The sequence below is a fragment of the Histidinibacterium aquaticum genome (assembly GCF_008710275.1).
GTDB lineage: Bacteria > Pseudomonadota > Alphaproteobacteria > Rhodobacterales > Rhodobacteraceae > Oceanicola > Oceanicola aquaticus.
Map to the genome: position 1 here is coordinate 347,897 of NZ_VYQE01000003.1, position 16,030 is coordinate 363,926.

General features: G+C 69.7%; 12 protein-coding genes. 8 read left to right on the top strand and 4 right to left on the bottom strand.

Annotated features, from left to right (window positions below; translation table 11 throughout):
• Nucleotides 1-33: 33 nt before the first annotated feature.
• A complete protein-coding gene (gene coxB / locus F3S47_RS11205; RefSeq protein ID WP_150445352.1) occupies nucleotides 34-900 on the bottom strand; it encodes a cytochrome c oxidase subunit II in 867 nt (288 codons plus the stop codon).
• Nucleotides 901-1,070: 170 nt separating this feature from the next.
• Here coxB and tldD point away from each other — a divergent pair, with 170 nt between their 5' ends.
• The 7 genes from tldD to F3S47_RS11240 all read left to right on the top strand — a co-directional run bounded on the left by tldD (nucleotide 1,071) and on the right by F3S47_RS11240 (nucleotide 9,307).
• Entirely contained in the window at nucleotides 1,071-2,492 is a 1,422-nt protein-coding gene (gene tldD, locus F3S47_RS11210; protein WP_150445353.1) for a metalloprotease TldD, read from the top strand.
• 84 nt (nucleotides 2,493-2,576) lie between these two features.
• Nucleotides 2,577-3,719: a DNA-processing protein DprA gene (gene dprA, locus F3S47_RS11215; protein WP_150445354.1), complete on the top strand. Its 1,143-nt coding sequence runs from the start codon at nucleotides 2,577-2,579 to the stop codon at nucleotides 3,717-3,719.
• A gap of 135 nt (nucleotides 3,720-3,854) precedes the next feature.
• The gene (gene topA / locus F3S47_RS11220) at nucleotides 3,855-6,434 is read left to right on the top strand and encodes a type I DNA topoisomerase (protein WP_150445355.1); all 2,580 of its coding nucleotides are present in this window, start codon (nucleotides 3,855-3,857) and stop codon (nucleotides 6,432-6,434) included.
• A 97-nt stretch (nucleotides 6,435-6,531) separates the two neighbouring features.
• A complete protein-coding gene (locus F3S47_RS11225; RefSeq protein ID WP_150445356.1) occupies nucleotides 6,532-7,236 on the top strand; it encodes a DUF484 family protein in 705 nt (234 codons plus the stop codon).
• Entirely contained in the window at nucleotides 7,233-8,153 is a 921-nt protein-coding gene (locus F3S47_RS11230) for a tyrosine recombinase XerC (protein ID WP_150445643.1), read from the top strand. The genes F3S47_RS11225 and F3S47_RS11230 overlap by 4 nt, the downstream gene beginning before the upstream one ends.
• Nucleotides 8,150-8,566 (top strand): VOC family protein, encoded by a 417-nt coding sequence (locus F3S47_RS11235; protein WP_150445357.1) that lies wholly within the window; start codon nucleotides 8,150-8,152, stop codon nucleotides 8,564-8,566. The genes F3S47_RS11230 and F3S47_RS11235 overlap by 4 nt, the downstream gene beginning before the upstream one ends.
• 45 nt (nucleotides 8,567-8,611) lie before the next feature.
• The gene (locus tag F3S47_RS11240; RefSeq protein ID WP_150445358.1) at nucleotides 8,612-9,307 is read left to right on the top strand and encodes a CDP-alcohol phosphatidyltransferase family protein; all 696 of its coding nucleotides are present in this window, start codon (nucleotides 8,612-8,614) and stop codon (nucleotides 9,305-9,307) included.
• A 104-nt stretch (nucleotides 9,308-9,411) separates the two neighbouring features.
• Here F3S47_RS11240 and ileS read toward each other — a convergent pair whose 3' ends face one another.
• The 3 genes from ileS to F3S47_RS11255 all read right to left on the bottom strand — a co-directional run bounded on the left by ileS (nucleotide 9,412) and on the right by F3S47_RS11255 (nucleotide 14,987).
• A complete protein-coding gene (gene ileS, locus F3S47_RS11245; RefSeq protein WP_150445359.1) occupies nucleotides 9,412-12,372 on the bottom strand; it encodes an isoleucine--tRNA ligase in 2,961 nt (986 codons plus the stop codon).
• A 189-nt stretch (nucleotides 12,373-12,561) separates the two neighbouring features.
• Nucleotides 12,562-13,560 carry a YcjF family protein gene (locus F3S47_RS11250; protein WP_150445360.1) on the bottom strand — a complete coding sequence of 333 codons (999 nt, stop codon included), beginning with the start codon at nucleotides 13,558-13,560 and terminating at the stop codon, nucleotides 12,562-12,564.
• An 11-nt stretch (nucleotides 13,561-13,571) separates the two neighbouring features.
• Entirely contained in the window at nucleotides 13,572-14,987 is a 1,416-nt protein-coding gene (locus F3S47_RS11255) for a YcjX family GTP-binding protein (RefSeq protein ID WP_150445361.1), read from the bottom strand.
• A gap of 236 nt (nucleotides 14,988-15,223) precedes the next feature.
• Between F3S47_RS11255 and truA the strand changes: the two genes are divergently transcribed.
• Nucleotides 15,224-16,003 carry a tRNA pseudouridine(38-40) synthase TruA gene (gene truA, locus F3S47_RS11260; protein WP_150445362.1) on the top strand — a complete coding sequence of 260 codons (780 nt, stop codon included), beginning with the start codon at nucleotides 15,224-15,226 and terminating at the stop codon, nucleotides 16,001-16,003.
• Nucleotides 16,004-16,030 lie beyond the last annotated feature (27 nt).

Sequence of the window (16,030 nt, forward strand, 5' to 3'; positions counted from 1 at the left end):
GGGACGGTCCCGCGTCGGATCGGTTCATCCCGCTCAGGCAGGGAATTCCTCGCGCGCCGCCTCGATCCAGGCGTCGTACTCTTCCTGGCTCACGACCTTGACCGTGATCGGCATGTAGGCGTGATCCTGGCCGCAGAGCTCGGAGCACTGGCCGAAGTAGATGCCTTCCTGCTCGGCCTCGAACCACAGCTCGGCGAGGCGTCCGGGAACGGCGTCCTGTTTCACGCCGAAGGCGGGCACGGTCCAGGAGTGGATCACGTCGGCGCCGGTGACCTGCACCACGACGGTCGCGCCGACCGGCAGGACCAGCGGGTTGTCCGTGGCGAGCTTGAACTGCTCCTCGCCGTAGCCGGCCTCTTCGAGGCGGGCGACGATGTCGTCGTTCAGGTTGCCCTCGCCGTAGCCGATCATGAAGGCGTCGAAGTAGATGTTCTCGTCAGGGTACTCGTAGCCCCAGTACCACTGGTAGCCGGTCGCCTTCACCACGATGTCGGCCTCCGGGATCTCCTGCTGCTTGAAGAGAACGGGCAGCGAGAAGGAGCCGATGAAGACCAGGATGATGATCGGGACCACGGTCCAGGCGATCTCGAGCGGCGAGTTGTGCGTGAAGCTCGCCGGCGTCTTGTTGGACTTCCAGTTGTACCGGAGGATCACCCAGGCCAGCAGGCCGACCACGAAGAGCGTGATCGCCGAGATGATGACCAGCAGCATGTTGTCCAGCCAGTGGATGTCCCGGGCGAGCTCCGTCGCGGCGGGCTGCCATCCGGTGCCGCCGGGAATGGGTTGCCCGATGATCGGCAGGTCCTCGCCCACCTCGATCTGCGCCCAGGCGGCGCCGCCGCTGGCGAAAAGGCCCGTGAGGGCGGTCATCCCGCGGGTGACGAGAGCTTTCGTCCGCATCGCAAATCCTCGTGTCTCTGGGCGCGGCCGGGCGCGCCGCCGTCGCGACCCCGCACCGGGGGCCGTTGTCTCCGGCCGCGGTATTCCCATATTGGGCGGGTCGAAACAAGCAGGGCAGTTGCGGCAAACTGACCCTTTCTGACCCAGATCAATTCAAGGACCGCCCCCTCATGGCAGATACCTCCTTTCGTCCCTTCGAGACCGCCCTCGACAAGGACCGGGCGCTCGCCCTCGTCCGGGAGGCCGTCGCGGGGGCCGACGACGGCGAGCTCTTCCTCGAGCGCAGGCGGTCGGAGGTGCTCTCCTTCGACGACGGACGCCTGAGAACGGCAAGCTACGACGCCTCCGAGGGATTCGGCCTGCGCGCCGTGCGCGGCGAGGCGGCGGGATACGCCCATTCGACCACCGTCGACGAGGCGGCGCTGCGCCGCGCGGTGGCCACCACGCGCCTCGCCGTGGGCGACGGCGGCGGCACCCTGGCCGAGCCTCCGGCCGGCACCAACAGAAAGCTCTACACGGACGCCGACCCGATGGAGGACGCGGGATTCTCCGGTAAGGTCGATGTCCTGCGCGAGATCGACGCCTATGCCCGCGCGCTCGATTCCCGGGTGGTCCAGGTCTCGGCCACCCTCGCCGCCTCGCACCAGGAGGTCGCGATCCTGCGGCCCGAAGGCGGGCTGGTGACCGACACCCGGCCGATGTCGCGGCTCAACATCTCGGTCATCGTCGAGGAGAACGGCCGGCGCGAGGGCGGCACGGCGGGGGCCGGCGGCCGGGCCGGGCTGCTCGCCCTGATCGAGCCTGGCCACTGGCAGGAGGCCGCCAAGGAGGCGCTGCGCATCGCGCTGGTGAACCTTCGCGCCGAAGCGGCGCCGGCAGGCGTCATGGACGTGGTCCTCGGCCCCGGTTGGCCCGGCATCCTGCTGCACGAGGCCATCGGCCACGGGCTTGAGGGCGACTTCAACCGCAAGGGGTCCTCGGCCTTCGCCGGTCTGATGGGCCAGCAGATCGCCGCCAAGGGCGTGACGGTGCTCGACGACGGCACCCTTCCCGACCGCCGCGGCTCGCTGACGGTGGACGACGAAGGCACGCCCTCGCATCGGACCACGCTGATCGAGGACGGCAAGCTCGTCGGCTACATGCAGGACCGGCAAAACGCCCGCCTCATGGGCGTCGAGGCCACCGGCAACGGGCGGCGCGAGAGCTACGCGCATATCCCGATGCCGCGCATGACGAATACCTACATGCTCTCGGGCGACAGCACCCCGGCGGACCTGCTGACCGACGTGAAGGACGGGATCTACGCCGTCGGCTTCGGCGGCGGCCAGGTCGACATCACCTCGGGCAAATTCGTCTTCTCCTGCACCGAGGCCTACCGCGTTAAGGACGGCAAGGTCGGCGCACCGGTCAAGGGCGCCACTCTGATCGGCGACGGGGCGACGGCGCTGCAGAAGATCCGCGGGATCGGCAACGACCTGGAACTCGATCCCGGCATCGGCAACTGCGGCAAGGCGGGCCAGTGGGTGCCCGTGGGCGTCGGCCAGCCCTCGCTGCTGATCGGCGGGCTGACCGTGGGGGGCTCGGGCACCTGAGCCCTCCCCAAATCAGGGGATGACCTGTCAACGCTTCGTTAACTCTCGGTCGCTAGAACGAAGGGGCAACAGGCGGAGACCAGGATGGTCGAGGGACAAGATTCTTCCACTCACCCCCCACTCCCACCCACCACGGAAGACGATCGGCTGGATCGGCTTCGCCTGTTGCGCTCCCGGCGCGTGGGTCCCGCGACCTGGCATCGGCTGATGCGGGAGCACGGCACGGCCGCCGCGGCTCTCGCGGCCCTGCCCGGCATCGCCCGGGACTCGGGGGTCGAGGACTACGCCCCCTGCCCCGAAGCCGTGGCGCGGGCAGAGCTCAAGGCCGCCCGTGCCGCAGGCGCGCAGCCGCTCTGGTACGGCTCGCCCGACTATCCCGCCTCGCTCGCAGAGATCACGGATGCGCCCCCGTTGCTCTGGCTGCGCGGCCGGCCCGAGGCGCTGGATCGCCCCATGGTGGCGCTCGTGGGCGCGCGCAGCGCCTCGTCGCTCGGGACCCGCATGGCGCGCCGCCTGGCCGCGGAACTGGGGGAGGCCGGCTTCGTCGTCGTCTCCGGTCTCGCCCGCGGGATCGACGCCGCCGCCCACCACGCGGCACTGGAGGCCGGAACGCTCGCCGTCTGCGCCGGGGGCGTCGACGTGATCTACCCCTCCGAGAATACCGAGCTCGCCGACAGGATCGCCGGTACCGGCGCGCTCATCTCGGAGCAGCCGATGGGCCTGCAGCCCCAGGCCCGGCACTTTCCCGCGCGCAACCGCATCGTCTCGGGCATCGCCAGCGCCGTGGTCGTGGTCGAAGCCGCTCTGCGCTCGGGCTCGCTCATCACGGCAAGATCCGCGCTCGACCAGGGGCGCGAGGTCTTCGCGGTTCCCGGGCACCCGATGGACGGACGGGCGGGCGGCTGCAACATGCTCCTGCGGGACGGCGCGACGCTGGTGCGCTCCGCCGCAGACGTGCTTGAGGCGCTGGGAGAAGCCGCGCCAGCCCTTCAGGCCCGCCCCGAGAAGTCCGCGCCGCCGCAGCCGCGACCGCGGCCCGCATTGCGGGACATCGCGGCGCTCCATCGCCGGATCCTCGACCGTCTGAGCCCGGCCCCGGTGGCGGAAGACCAGCTCATCCGCGACGTCTCCGCCGCGCCGGGCGAGGTCGGACCGGCACTCACGGAGCTGGAGCTCGAAGGGCGCATCGCCCGCCAGCCGGGCGGGCTGCTCTCCCGGCTGTCCTGACCCGGACCTCGCCGCCCGGCGACGAGTCGTTGGCGGGTCCGGGCAGTCGGTCCGGCACCCATTCATTGACAAACCCCCCGGGCCCGCCACATCTAGGCGCCTTGAGCCGAACAGGCCCGGACCGAAGGAAACCGCATGCCCGTCGTCGTCGTCGAGTCGCCCGCCAAGGCCAAGACAATCAACAAGTATCTGGGTTCCGACTACGTCGTTCTGGCCTCCTACGGCCACGTCCGCGACCTCCCTCCGAAGGACGGATCGGTCGATCCCGACGACGGTTTCGAGATGAAATGGGAGGTCGGCAGCGACAGCCAGAAGCATGTCCGCGCCATTGCCGAGAGCCTCAAGGACGACAACGCGCTGATCCTCGCTACCGACCCCGACCGCGAGGGTGAGGCGATTTCCTGGCACCTGCAGGAGGCCCTGAAGAAGCGCCGCGCGATCAAGAAGGATACCGATGTCCGCCGCGTGACCTTCAACGCGATCACCAAGCAGGCCGTCACCGAGGCCATGAAGAACCCGCGCGAGATCGACGCGCCCCTGGTCGAGGCCTACCTCGCCCGTCGGGCTCTCGACTACCTCGTGGGTTTCAACCTCTCGCCGGTGCTCTGGCGCAAGCTGCCCGGCGCCCGCTCCGCCGGCCGGGTGCAGTCCGTCTGCCTGCGCCTCGTCGTCGAGCGCGAGATGGAGATCGAGGCCTTCCGCCCGCAGGAATACTGGACGGTCAAGGCGCAGCTCGCGAACCCGCGCGGCCAGACCTTCGAGGCCCGGCTGACCCGGCTCGCGGGCAAGAAGCTCGACAAGTTCGACCTCGCCAACGAGACGCAGGCCGAGATGGCGGTGCAGGCCGTCACCTCGCGCGACCTCAAGGTCGCCAGCGTCGAGGCCAAGCCCACCAGCCGCAACCCGGCCCCGCCCTTCATGACCTCGACGCTGCAGCAGGAGGCCAGCCGCAAGTTCTCGATGGGCGCGCGGCAGTGCATGAACGCGGCGCAGCGGCTCTACGAGGCCGGGCTCATCACCTACATGCGGACCGACGGCATCGACATGGCGCCCGAGGCCGTCCACGCCGCCCGCGACGCCATCGCCAGCCGCTTCGGCAAGGACTACGTCCCCTCCTCGCCGCGGATGTACAAGAACAAGGCGAAGAACGCGCAGGAGGCGCACGAATGCATCCGGCCGACGGATGCCAACGTGCACCCCGACGACCTCAGGATTTCCGAGGCCGACCAGCGCAAGCTCTACGACCTGATCTGGAAGCGCACCATCGCCAGCCAGATGGAAGCCGCCCGGATGGAGCGGACGACGGTCGAGATCGAGAGCGCCGACCAGCAGGTCGGCTTGCGCGCCACGGGCCAGGTCGTGCTCTTCGACGGCTTCCTCGCCGTCTACGAGGAGGGCCGCGACGACGTCGTGGACGACGACGACAAGCGCCTGCCCTCCATCTCCGAGGGTGAGCCCGCCAAGAAGGAGAGCGTGACGCCCGAGCAGCACTTCACCCAGCCGCCGCCGCGCTACACCGAGGCGACGCTGGTGAAGAAGATGGAGGAGCTCGGCATCGGCCGCCCTTCGACCTACGCGAGCGTCATCACCACGATCCAGGATCGCGAATACGTCCGGAAGGAAGGCAATCGCCTCTTCCCAGAGGACAAGGGCCGGATCGTGACGATCTTCCTGCTCAACTTCTTCCGCAAGTACGTGGGCTACGAGTTCACCGCCGAGCTGGAAGAGAGCCTCGACCACGTCTCCGCCGGCGAGCAGAACTACAAGGACCTGCTGGCGAGCTTCTGGCGCGACTTCCACAAGGCGATCGAGGAGACCTCCGAGCTGCGCGTGGCCGAGGTGCTCGACGTGCTCGACGACGCGCTGGCGCCCCAGCTCTACCCGCCGCGCGAGGATGGCGGTGACCCGCGGGTCTGCCCGCTCTGCGGCGAGGGGCAGCTGCACCTCAAGACCTCGCGCACCGGGGGCTTCGTCGGCTGCTCGCGCTACCCCGAGTGCCGCTACACCCGGCCCATCGGCGGCGATGCCGCCGAAACCGGCGACCGCGTGCTGGGCGAGGACGACGAGGGCAACGAGATCAGCCTGCGCTCCGGCCGCTTCGGCCCCTACGTCCAGCGCGGCGAGGTGACCGAGGAGAACAAGAAGCCCCAGCGCCAGTCCCTCCCCAAGGGCTGGGCGCCGGACGAGATGGACCTCGAGAAGGCCCTGCGTCTTCTCAGTTTGCCGCGCGAGGTGGGCGAGCACCCCGAGGGCGGCGTGATCAAGGCCAACTTCGGCCGCTTCGGTCCCTACCTCTTCCACCAGCGCCCGGACGAGGAGAAAGGCATCTACGCCAACCTCAAGGACCCGCAGGACGTCTTCGAGATCGGCATGAACCGCTCGGTGGAGCTTCTGGCCGAAAAGCGCGCCAACCCCGGCCGAGGCCGGCGCGGCGCGGCCAAGCCGCTCAAGGAACTCGGGGAACATCCCGACCAGGGCGGCGCGGTCAACGTCATGGAGGGCCGCTACGGGCCCTACGTGAAGTGGGAGAAGGTCAACGCCACGCTGCCAAAGGACACGTCGCCCGACGACGTGACCATGGAGATGGCCGTCAACCTGATCGCCGAGAAGGCCGCCAAGTCGGGCGGCGCCAAGAAGAAGGCCGCCCCCAAGAAGAAGGCCGCGCCGAAGAAGAAGACCGCCGCCAAAAAGACGGCATCGGCGAAGAAGAGCTAGGGATCCGGGTCACACTCGTGGATCGCGGGCCGGGCGGGCTAGGCCCTCCCGCCCGTCTTCTGCTAGGCTCGGACAAAACAACGAAATCGAGCGAGGCATGAGCAGCACTCCCCTGATGGACGACTCCGTCCGAAAGACGATCCTGTCCGATCCCGAGACCGTGCTCGAGGACCAGGACATCATGCGCGCCCTCGTGGCCGCCAACGACCAGTCCATGGGCCAGAACATCGTCGATCTGCGCGGGATCGCGATGGAGCGGCTCGAGGCCCGGCTGGACCGGCTGGAAGAGACGCACCGCAACGTCATCGCGGCGGCCTACGAGAACCTGGCGGGAACCAACCAGATCCACCGCGCGGTGCTCAAGCTGCTGGATGCGACCCGCTTCGACGAGCTGCTCACCGGCCTCAAGACCGAGATCGGCGACATCCTTCGCGTCGACGCCATGGTGCTGGTGCTTGAGACCGGCTCGGGCGAGGGCTCGCAGCTCGACGGGATGGGCGATGTGCTGCACGTCGCTCCCAAGGGCTTCGTGGACGACTACATCTCCCGCGGCCGCAACACCGGCACCCGCCCTGTCACCCTGCGCCAGGCCCAGCCGCGGGACGGGACGCTCTACGGCGAGGCCGCCGGCGACCTGCGGTCCGAGGCGCTGATCCGGCTCGATCTCGGCGAGGGCCGCCTGCCGGGGATGCTGGCGATGGGCGCCGAGGACCCGCACCAGTTCACGCCGCAGCAGGGCACCGACCTGCTGTCCTTTTTCGGCGGCGTCTTCGAGCGGACGATGCGGCGGTGGCTGAGCTGATCTCCCCCGCCCTCCGCGACGCACTCGCGGGCTGGATCGACCACATGCGCGCCCTGCGCGGCGCGGCCCCCAAGACCTGCGAGGCCTACCGCGCGGACGTGGCGGGCTTTCTCGCCTTCCTCGCGCAGCACCACGGCGAGAGCCAGGGCCTCGCCCCCCTCGTCCGAGTCACGGTCAGCGACATGCGCGCCTGGATGGCGCATGAGCGGTCGCGCGGCGTCTCGGCCCGTTCGCTCGCCCGGGCGCTCTCGGCGGTGAAGGGCTTCTACCGCTGGATCGCCGAGCGCGAGGGCTTCGAGCCCACCGCCGTGCTGTCGACCCGTGCGCCCAAGTTCCAGAAGAAGCTGCCGCGCCCGCTCGCGCCGGAGGCCGCCACAGCGATGATCGAGCGGGTGGAGCTTCAGGCCCGCGAGCCCTGGATCGCCGCGCGCGACGCGGCCGTGGTCACCCTGCTCTACGGCTGCGGGCTGCGGATCTCCGAGGCGCTCTCGCTCACCCGGGCCGACGCTCCGCTCCCCGAGACGCTGCGCATCCGCGGCAAGGGCGGCAAGGAGCGGATCGTTCCGGTCATCGCTCCCGCCCGCGACGCGGTCGAGGCCTACCTGGAACTCTTCCCCTTCCCTTCCGAGCCGCACGAGCCGCTCTTCCGCGGCGCCCGGGGCGGTGCCCTGGGACCGCGCGCGGTGCAGAAGGTCATGGAGGCCGCACGCCTCCAGCTCGGCCTGCCCGCCACCGCCACGCCGCATGCCATGCGCCACAGCTTCGCCACGCACCTGCTGACCGCCGGCGGCGACCTGAGGGCGATCCAGGAGCTGCTGGGTCATGCCTCTCTGAGCACGACCCAGGCCTATACCGCCGTGGACACAGCGCGCCTGCTGGAAGTCTACGCCGCGGCCCACCCGAGGGCACGGGGATGAGCCGGATCCGCGGGCTCAATCACTTGACGCTCGCGGTCACCGACCTCAACCGCTCGCTGGCCTTCTACCGTGACCTGCTGGGGTGCACCCTGCGGGCGCGTTGGCCCGAGGGCGCCTACCTCGAGGCCGGCGATCTCTGGATCTGCCTTGCGCTGGACCCCGCCGCACGCGCGCGGCCGCATCCGGACTACAGCCATGTCGCCTTCACCGTCGCGGAGGAGGATATCGAGAGCCTCGGCACCCGCGTCCTGCAGCAGGCGGAGAGCTGGCGAGAGAACCGCAGCGAGGGCGCGTCGATCTACGTGCTGGACCCGGATGGCCACCGGCTGGAGCTGCACAGCGGCAGCCTGAAGACGCGCCTGGCCCACTACCGGGCCGATCCCGACAGTTCCGTGGAGATTTTCGAGCCATGACCCCCGCCCCTTTCGCAGCTCTGCGGTTTCCGGCATGACGGGCCCATGACACGCGTCCGACAAGCCGCCCTGAGCGTCCACCTCCTGACCGCGACCGGCGCTGTCTTCGCCATGCTGGCGATGCTCGCGGCCGTGCAGGACGACTGGCAGACCATGTTCCTCTGGCTCGTGGTGGCCTTCGCGGTCGACGGGATCGACGGGCCGCTCGCCCGGAAATACGGGGTCAAGGACAACGCGCCGGAGTTCGACGGCGTGCTGATGGACCTGATCATCGACTACCTGACCTACGTCTTCATCCCGGCCTACGCGCTGTTTTCCACTGATCTTCTGCCGGGCTGGACCGGATGGGTCGCGATCCTGACGATCACCTACGCGAGCGTCGTCTATTTCGCCGACACCCGGATGAAGACGACCGACAACAGCTTTTCCGGGTTTCCCGGCTGCTGGAACATGCTCGTGATCGTGCTCTTCGCGCTCGAGCCGCCGCCGGCGGTGATCCTGCCGCTGGTGATCGTGCTGGCCGCGCTGATGTTCTCGCCGGTGAAGTTCATCCACCCGGTCCGGACCGCGCGCTGGCGCTCGGTCTCGCTGCCGGTCGCGCTGGTCTGGACGGTGCTGGCGGGCGTCGCCGCCTGGAACGGCTTCCACGAGATGCCGGTCTGGGCCGACTGGGCTTTCGTGCTGACCTCGGTCTACCTGCTGGTGGCCGGAGGGCTGCAGCAGGTCATCCCTCAGAAGTAGGTCGGCTCAGGCAGAGCAAAGGCCATAGGCCGCCGCGCCGCCCCTTAGGGCACTGGCGGCAAGGCAATTGGAAAGGGGCCCGGACGAACCGGACCCCCTCAACCTCAGCCCAGAGCCGCGTCGCAGCGGGCGCAGACGCCCGGGTGCGAATGCTGCCCCACGCCCGGCAGGATCTTCCAGCACCGCTGGCACTTCTCGCCCTCGGCCCGCTCGAAGACCACGCCCACGCCCGGCACCTCCGGCAGGCGGAAGGCCTCTGCAGGCGACGGGTCGCCGGTAAGGTAGATGTCGGAGGTGATGCAGACGTCCTCGAAGGCCACCGTCTTGAGGGCCGTGAGCGTCTCGGCATCCTCGACGTGCACCACCGGCGCCGCTTCCAGCGAGGCGCCGATCACCTTCTCGGCGCGCTGCACTTCCAGCGCGGCCGTGACCACGCGGCGGACGTTGCGCACCTTGGCCCACTTCTCCGCCAGCGCATCGTCACGCCAGCCCGCGGGCGTCTCCGGCATGTCCACGAGGTGGACCGAGCTGTCCTCGCCCGGGAAGCGCTCCAGCCAGACCTCTTCCATAGTAAAGACCAGCACCGGCGCGAGCCAGGTGGTCAGCCGGTGGAACAGCAGGTCGAGCACGGTCCGCGCCGCCCGCCGCCGCTCGGAGTCGCCGTCGCAGTAGAGCGCGTCCTTGCGGATGTCGAAGTAGAAGGCCGAGAGCTCCACCGTGCAGAAGTTGAAGACCTTCTGCACCACGTCCTGGAAGTCGAAGGACCGGTAGCCCTGCCGGACGGTCTCGTCGAGCTCGGCCATCCGGTGCAGCACCCAGCGCTCCAGCTCGGGCATGTCCTCGGGCGCGACGCGATCGTCCTCGTGGAAATGCGCGAGCGCGCCCAGCAGGAAGCGCATTGTGTTGCGCAGCCGGCGGTAGCTGTCCGCCACCCCCTTGAGGATTTCGGGCCCGATGCGCTGGTCTGCGGTGTAGTCCGTCTGCGCCACCCAGAGCCGCAGGATGTCCGCGCCGTACTGCTTGGTCACGTCGTCGGGCGCCACCGTGTTGCCCAGCGACTTGGACATCTTGTTGCCCTTCTCGTCGAGCGTGAAGCCCGCCGTGACCACGTTGCGATAGGGCGCGCGGCCCATGGTTCCGCAGGCCTGCAGCAGCGAGGAGTGGAACCACCCCCGGTGCTGGTCGGTGCCCTCGAGGTAGACGTCGGCGATGCCGTCCTCGGTCCCGTCCTCGCGGTCGCGCAGCACGAAGGCATGGGTCGAGCCGCTGTCGAACCAGACGTCGAGGATGTCGAAGACCTGCTCGTACTCGGCCGGATCGACGATGCCGGAGAGGAACCGCTCCTTGGCGCCCTCCTCGTACCAGGCATCGGCGCCCTCGGCCTCGAAGGCCTCTAGGATCCGCGCGTTGACCTTTTCCGACCTCAGGAGGAAATCCTCGTCCGTCGGAAGGGCCCCGACTTTCACGAAACAGGTCAGAGGCACGCCCCAGGCCCTCTGGCGCGAGAGCACCCAGTCGGGCCGGTTGCCGATCATCGAGTGCAGCCGGTTGCGGCCCGTCCGCGGCGTCCAAGTCACGAGTTCGTCGATGGAGCGCAGCGCCCGCTCGCGGATCGTGGTGCCGTAATCGTCCTTGCCGTCGCCCACGGGGCGGTCGATCGCCGCGAACCACTGCGGGCGATTGAGACGGATGACCGGGGCCTTGGAGCGCCAGGAATGGGCGTCGGAGATGGTGATCCGGCGGCGCGCGAGCAGCTTGCCCTGCTCCACCAGCTTGTCGATGACGGCCTTGTTGGCCTTCCCGGGCTTGCCGTTCTCCTCGATGATCCGGAGGCCCGCGAAGAAGGGCAGATCGTCCCGGTAGGAGCTGTCGTCGCGCACGTTGTGCGTCATCTCCAGCCCGTGTTCGCGGCCGATGGCGTAGTCGTCGTCGCCGTGGCTCGGCGCGGTATGGACGAAGCCGGTGCCCGCGTCGTCGGTGACGTGGTCGCCGGGCAGCAGCGGGACGTCGTAGTCCCACTCGCCATTCGCGCCCTCGGCCCCGCGCAGGGGGTGGGCGCAGGCGAGACCGGCCAGCTCTTCCGCGGAGACGTCGCGCAGGCGGGTCCTCTGGCCCGCCTCCAGCCGCATTGCGCCCAGGGCGTCCTCGGCCAGCGCGTCGGCCAGGAGGTAGCGGTCACCGACCTTGGCCCAGCACTCGTCCGGCGTGCCGGTCACCTCGTAGAGGCCATAGGAGATCTCGGGGCCGAAGCAGATCGCCCGGTTCTGCGGCAGCGTCCAGGGCGTGGTGGTCCAGATGACGACCTGCGCGCCCTCCAGATCGCCGAGCGGCTTCAGCCGGCCCAGCTCCTCGGTCCGGGTATCGGGCCCTGCTACGGTCGTGTCGCTCAGGAGGTCGAACGGAACCCAGACCGCATCCGTCTGGCGGTCGTGGTACTCCACCTCCGCCTCGGCCAGCGCGGTCTTCTCCACCGGCGACCACATCACCGGCTTGGAGCCCTGGTAGAGCAGGCCCGTCATGAGGAACTTCATGAATTCCTCGGCGATCACGCGCTCGGCGTGGTAGTCCATCGTCAGGTAGGGCCGGTCCCAGGTGCCGGTGACGCCGAGTCGCTTGAACTCGTCGCGCTGGACGTCGACCCAGCCTTGCGCGAAGTCGCGGCACTCGCGCCGGAACTCGACGACCGGGACCTTGTCCTTGTCCATGCCCTTCTGGCGGTACTTTTCCTCGATCTTCCACTCGATCGGCAGACCGTGGCAGTCCCAACCGGGGATGTAGCGGCTGTCGTGGCCCATCATCTGGTGGCTGCGCACCACCATGTCCTTGAGCACCTTGTTCAGCGCGTGGCCGATGTGCAGGTGGCCGTTGGCATAGGGAGGGCCGTCATGCAGCGTGAAGGGCGTGCGATCCTCCTTCTCGCGCAGGCGCTCGTAGATCCCGATCTTCTCCCACCGCTCGAGCCAGCCGGGCTCGCGCTTGGGCAGGCCGGCCCGCATGGGGAACTCGGTCTGCGGCAGGTTCAGGGTGTCCTTGTAGTCGGGCGCGGTGGCGGTGTCGGCGCACATGGTCCGTGGCTCCTCGCGGGCATGATCTTTCGGTGGCGGAATACGGCGCGTCGCGGCGGGGCGCAACGTCTTGGCCCGGCGTCTCTTGGTGGTCAGAGCGCCGGGAGGCTAATTCGAATGATGAGGCCGAACCGATCCATGTCGGGTCAGGGCCTAGCGCGGCGGCGCGGGCCGGTCAATGCGGCCCGCCTACTCCGACGTCCCGAAGAGCCCGGTGAGCGAGCGCCGCACGAGCGCCGTGACCGAGGGCCGCCGCGTGGCGTGGAACGGCAGGGGCCGGCAGACCTCGATCGCCGCCACGCCCACCCGGGCGGTCAGGGCACCGTTGACGATCCCCTCGCCGAAGCGCCGGGAGACGCGCGAGAGCAGCCCGCCGCCCGCGACCGAGTGGATGAGGTCGTCGCCCACTGCGACCGCGCCGGTCGCCACGAGATGCGTCAGGACCGTCCGCGTCAGACGCCAGGAGGAGAGCCCGCCCGAGCGGCCCCCGTAAACCTCGGCGATGCGCCGGATCATCCGCAGGTTGGAGCCCAAGGCAGCGGCGACGTCGGCCAGCGCCAGCGGAACGACCGCGGTCACCGTCGCGACCGTCCGCGCCGCCGCCTCGACCTCGCGCAGGGCGCGGGCGTCGAGCGGGCCGAGCAGGTCGGCCTCCGCCAGCCCAAGGAGGCCGTCCGCGTCGAGGATGTCGCCCCGCCGCTCGGCCAGCCGCTCGCGGCCCCAGGCGGTCTCGGGCCGGCCGGAATAGAGCGCGACGAGCTTGTCGGTCACCGCCCGCGCCGCGCGCAGGTCGTGCTCCGCCACCGCGCCAGCCGCCGCATGCTGAATCTCGTCGATGCGCTTCAGGCGGTTGAAGGCCGCCATCTCGCGCACCGCCAAGGCAAGCATCACGAGGACCAGCGCCCCGATCAATGCACCCGCGATCCACCCGAGGATCGGCACCGTGGCCAGCAGGTTCGCGACGAAGGCCCAGGCCGCGGTGGAGAGGACCAGCACGAAGATCGCTCCGAAGAGCGACCAGAAGAGCCGCAGCAACGGCGAGGGCTTGCGCGCGGCCAGCGCCGCCGCCTGCGTCATCGCCGCGCCGCGCGGTAGATCGCCCTCGTCCGGCACGGGCGCCGCCTCCGCCGGAGAGGGCGCTTCTTCCTCGAGGTCGAAGAGCACGGGGCCCGAACGTTTCTCAGCCATGCCGGACCCTCTCAGAGCCTGTCGCCGAAGAGGAATTCCGCCGCCCGGTCGAGCCGGATGTGCGGCGGTCCCTCTCCCGGGGCCAGCGTCAGCGGCGCGGGAGCGAAGCTCATGACCTCGTAGTCCGCGTCCAGCCATTTCGCCTCGCCGGACCGTGCCGGTGCGAGCAGGCGGGCGGGGTCCTCCGGCAGGTCGCCGGGGTAGAAGGCCGCGGGCTTGCCCGTGCCCAGCAGCCGCCCGCGCACGACGCCGAGTTTCTCGCCCTCGTGGTCGATCTCGGCCTCGGTGGTCGTGCGCAGCGAGGCGATGGACAGAGCGCGGGTCTTGGCCCCCGCGAAATCCGCCTTGTCTCGCGCGTCGCGCAGCAGCGCCTCGGTGATCGCCGTGAGCCTCGGGTGCTGGGTGTGATGCAGGTGATCGGCCTTGGTGGCCGCGAAGAGAATGCGCTCGACCCGGCGACCCTGGAAGATGCGGCTGAGGAAGGAATTCCGCCCCGGGTTGAAGGCGCCCAGGATGTCGGCCAGCGCCGCGCGCATGTCCTCGACCGCCCGCGGGCCGGAGTGGATCGCCCCCAGCACGTCGACCAGCACCACCTGCCGGTCGATCCGGCTAAAGTGGTCGCGGAAGAAGGGCCGCACGACGTGGCGCTTGTAACTCTCGTAGCGTCGCTCGAACTCGCGCCAGAGCGACTTGCGGCCCGGGTTCTCCGGCCGGCGCAGGGGCGCGAAGGTCAGGACGGGCGAGCCCTCGAGGTCTCCCGGCAGCAGGAAGCGCCCCGGCGTGCAGTCGGACCAGCCGCGCGCACGGGCGACGGTCAGGTAGTCGGTGTAACCGGCCGCCAGCGCCTTGGCCACGGGCTCACTCAGCTCCGCGGCGGGGTCGATCCCCTCGATCTGGCCGAGGTAATCCTTCGCTTCGCCTCGCGCCTCGATGCGCTTGAGCGTGTCGGCGGACCACTGGGCGTAGTCCTTTTCCATCAGCCCGAGATCGAGCAGCCACTCGCCCGGGTAGTCCACGATGTCGAGATGGACCGTCCGCGGCCCCTGCAGCCCCGAGAGAAGTCCCGAGGACTGGACCCGGAACGAGAGGCGCAGCTCCGAGATGCGGCGCGTCCCCTCGGGCCAGTTCGGCTCCTTCGCGGTGAGCCGGGCGATGTGGTCCTCGTAGTCGAAGCGGGGGATCGTGTCGTCGGGCTGCGGCTGGAGGTAGGCGGTGCGGATCGCGCCCGTGCTCGCCGCCCGGAGCTGGGGCATGCGCCCGCGGTCCAGCAGGTTCGCCACCAGCGAAGTAATGAAGACGGTCTTGCCCGCGCGGGACAGGCCGGTGACGCCGAGCCGGATCACCGGGTCGGTGAATGGCGAGGTCGCCAGTTCCGAAACCTGCTCGACGCTGCGGGTGATGCCGTCCGCGATCGACGTGAAAACCAAGTGCCTGCCCCTCGTGACTTCGCCGCTAGATAAGAGGCGCGCCTGCAGATGTGTAGTGCGCCGCCGGGCGTTGCGCGTGGGCGGCGCGCCCCGAACGCTCGGTTAAGGCCGCGTAAACCTATGCGAATTAGCAACCCTTGCCATGTTTGACGCCGGAGTCCCACCGCCCCGCCCTGCCCTCGCCTCCGCTCCGAAAGTCTGGCACATCTCCCAGCCGACGGCGGAGGGGTCGCGAGATGCCAAGATACGCGATGCGCGTGGAGTACGACGGAGGCCCCTACTCGGGCTGGCAACGGCAGAAGGATCTGCCGACCGTTCAGGGCGTGCTCGAAGCGGCGCTCGCGAAATTGCAGAAGACCGATCCGAAGGTCGCCGCAGCCGGCCGCACCGATGCCGGTGTTCATGCGCTGGGACAGGTGGCCCAGGCGGACCTGGAGCGGCCCTGGGACCCCTTCCGGCTGTCCGAGGCGCTCAACTACCACATGAAGCCTGCGCCGGTGGCCATCACCGCCTGCGCCGAAGTGCCGGACGACTGGCATGCGCGCTTCTCCGCCATCCGCCGCCGCTACCTCTTCCGGCTGGTTCCGCGCCGCGCACCGATGACCACCGAGCGCGGAAAGGTCTGGCAGGTGCCCCACGTCCTCGACGCCGAGGCGATGCGCACGGGCGCGGCCCACCTCATCGGCCACCACGACTTCACGACTTTCCGCTCCTCCATCTGCCAGGCGGCCAGCCCGGTGAAGACGCTGGAACGGCTCGATATACACGAGATCACCCGGCCGGACGGCTTCACCGAGCTGCAGTTCGACGTCAGGGCGCGCTCGTTCCTTCACAACCAGGTGAGGAGTTTCGTCGGCACGCTGGAGCGGGTCGGCGCCGGGAGCTGGACGCCGGAGGACGTGAAAACGGCGCTGGAGGCCAGGAATCGTGCGGCCTGCGGGCCCGTCTGCCCGCCGGGCGGGCTCTATCTCGCCCGCGTCGATTACGAAGACGACCCGTTCGCGGGCGTGCTCTAGGCGCACTGGCGGCGTCTCTCGCGCACG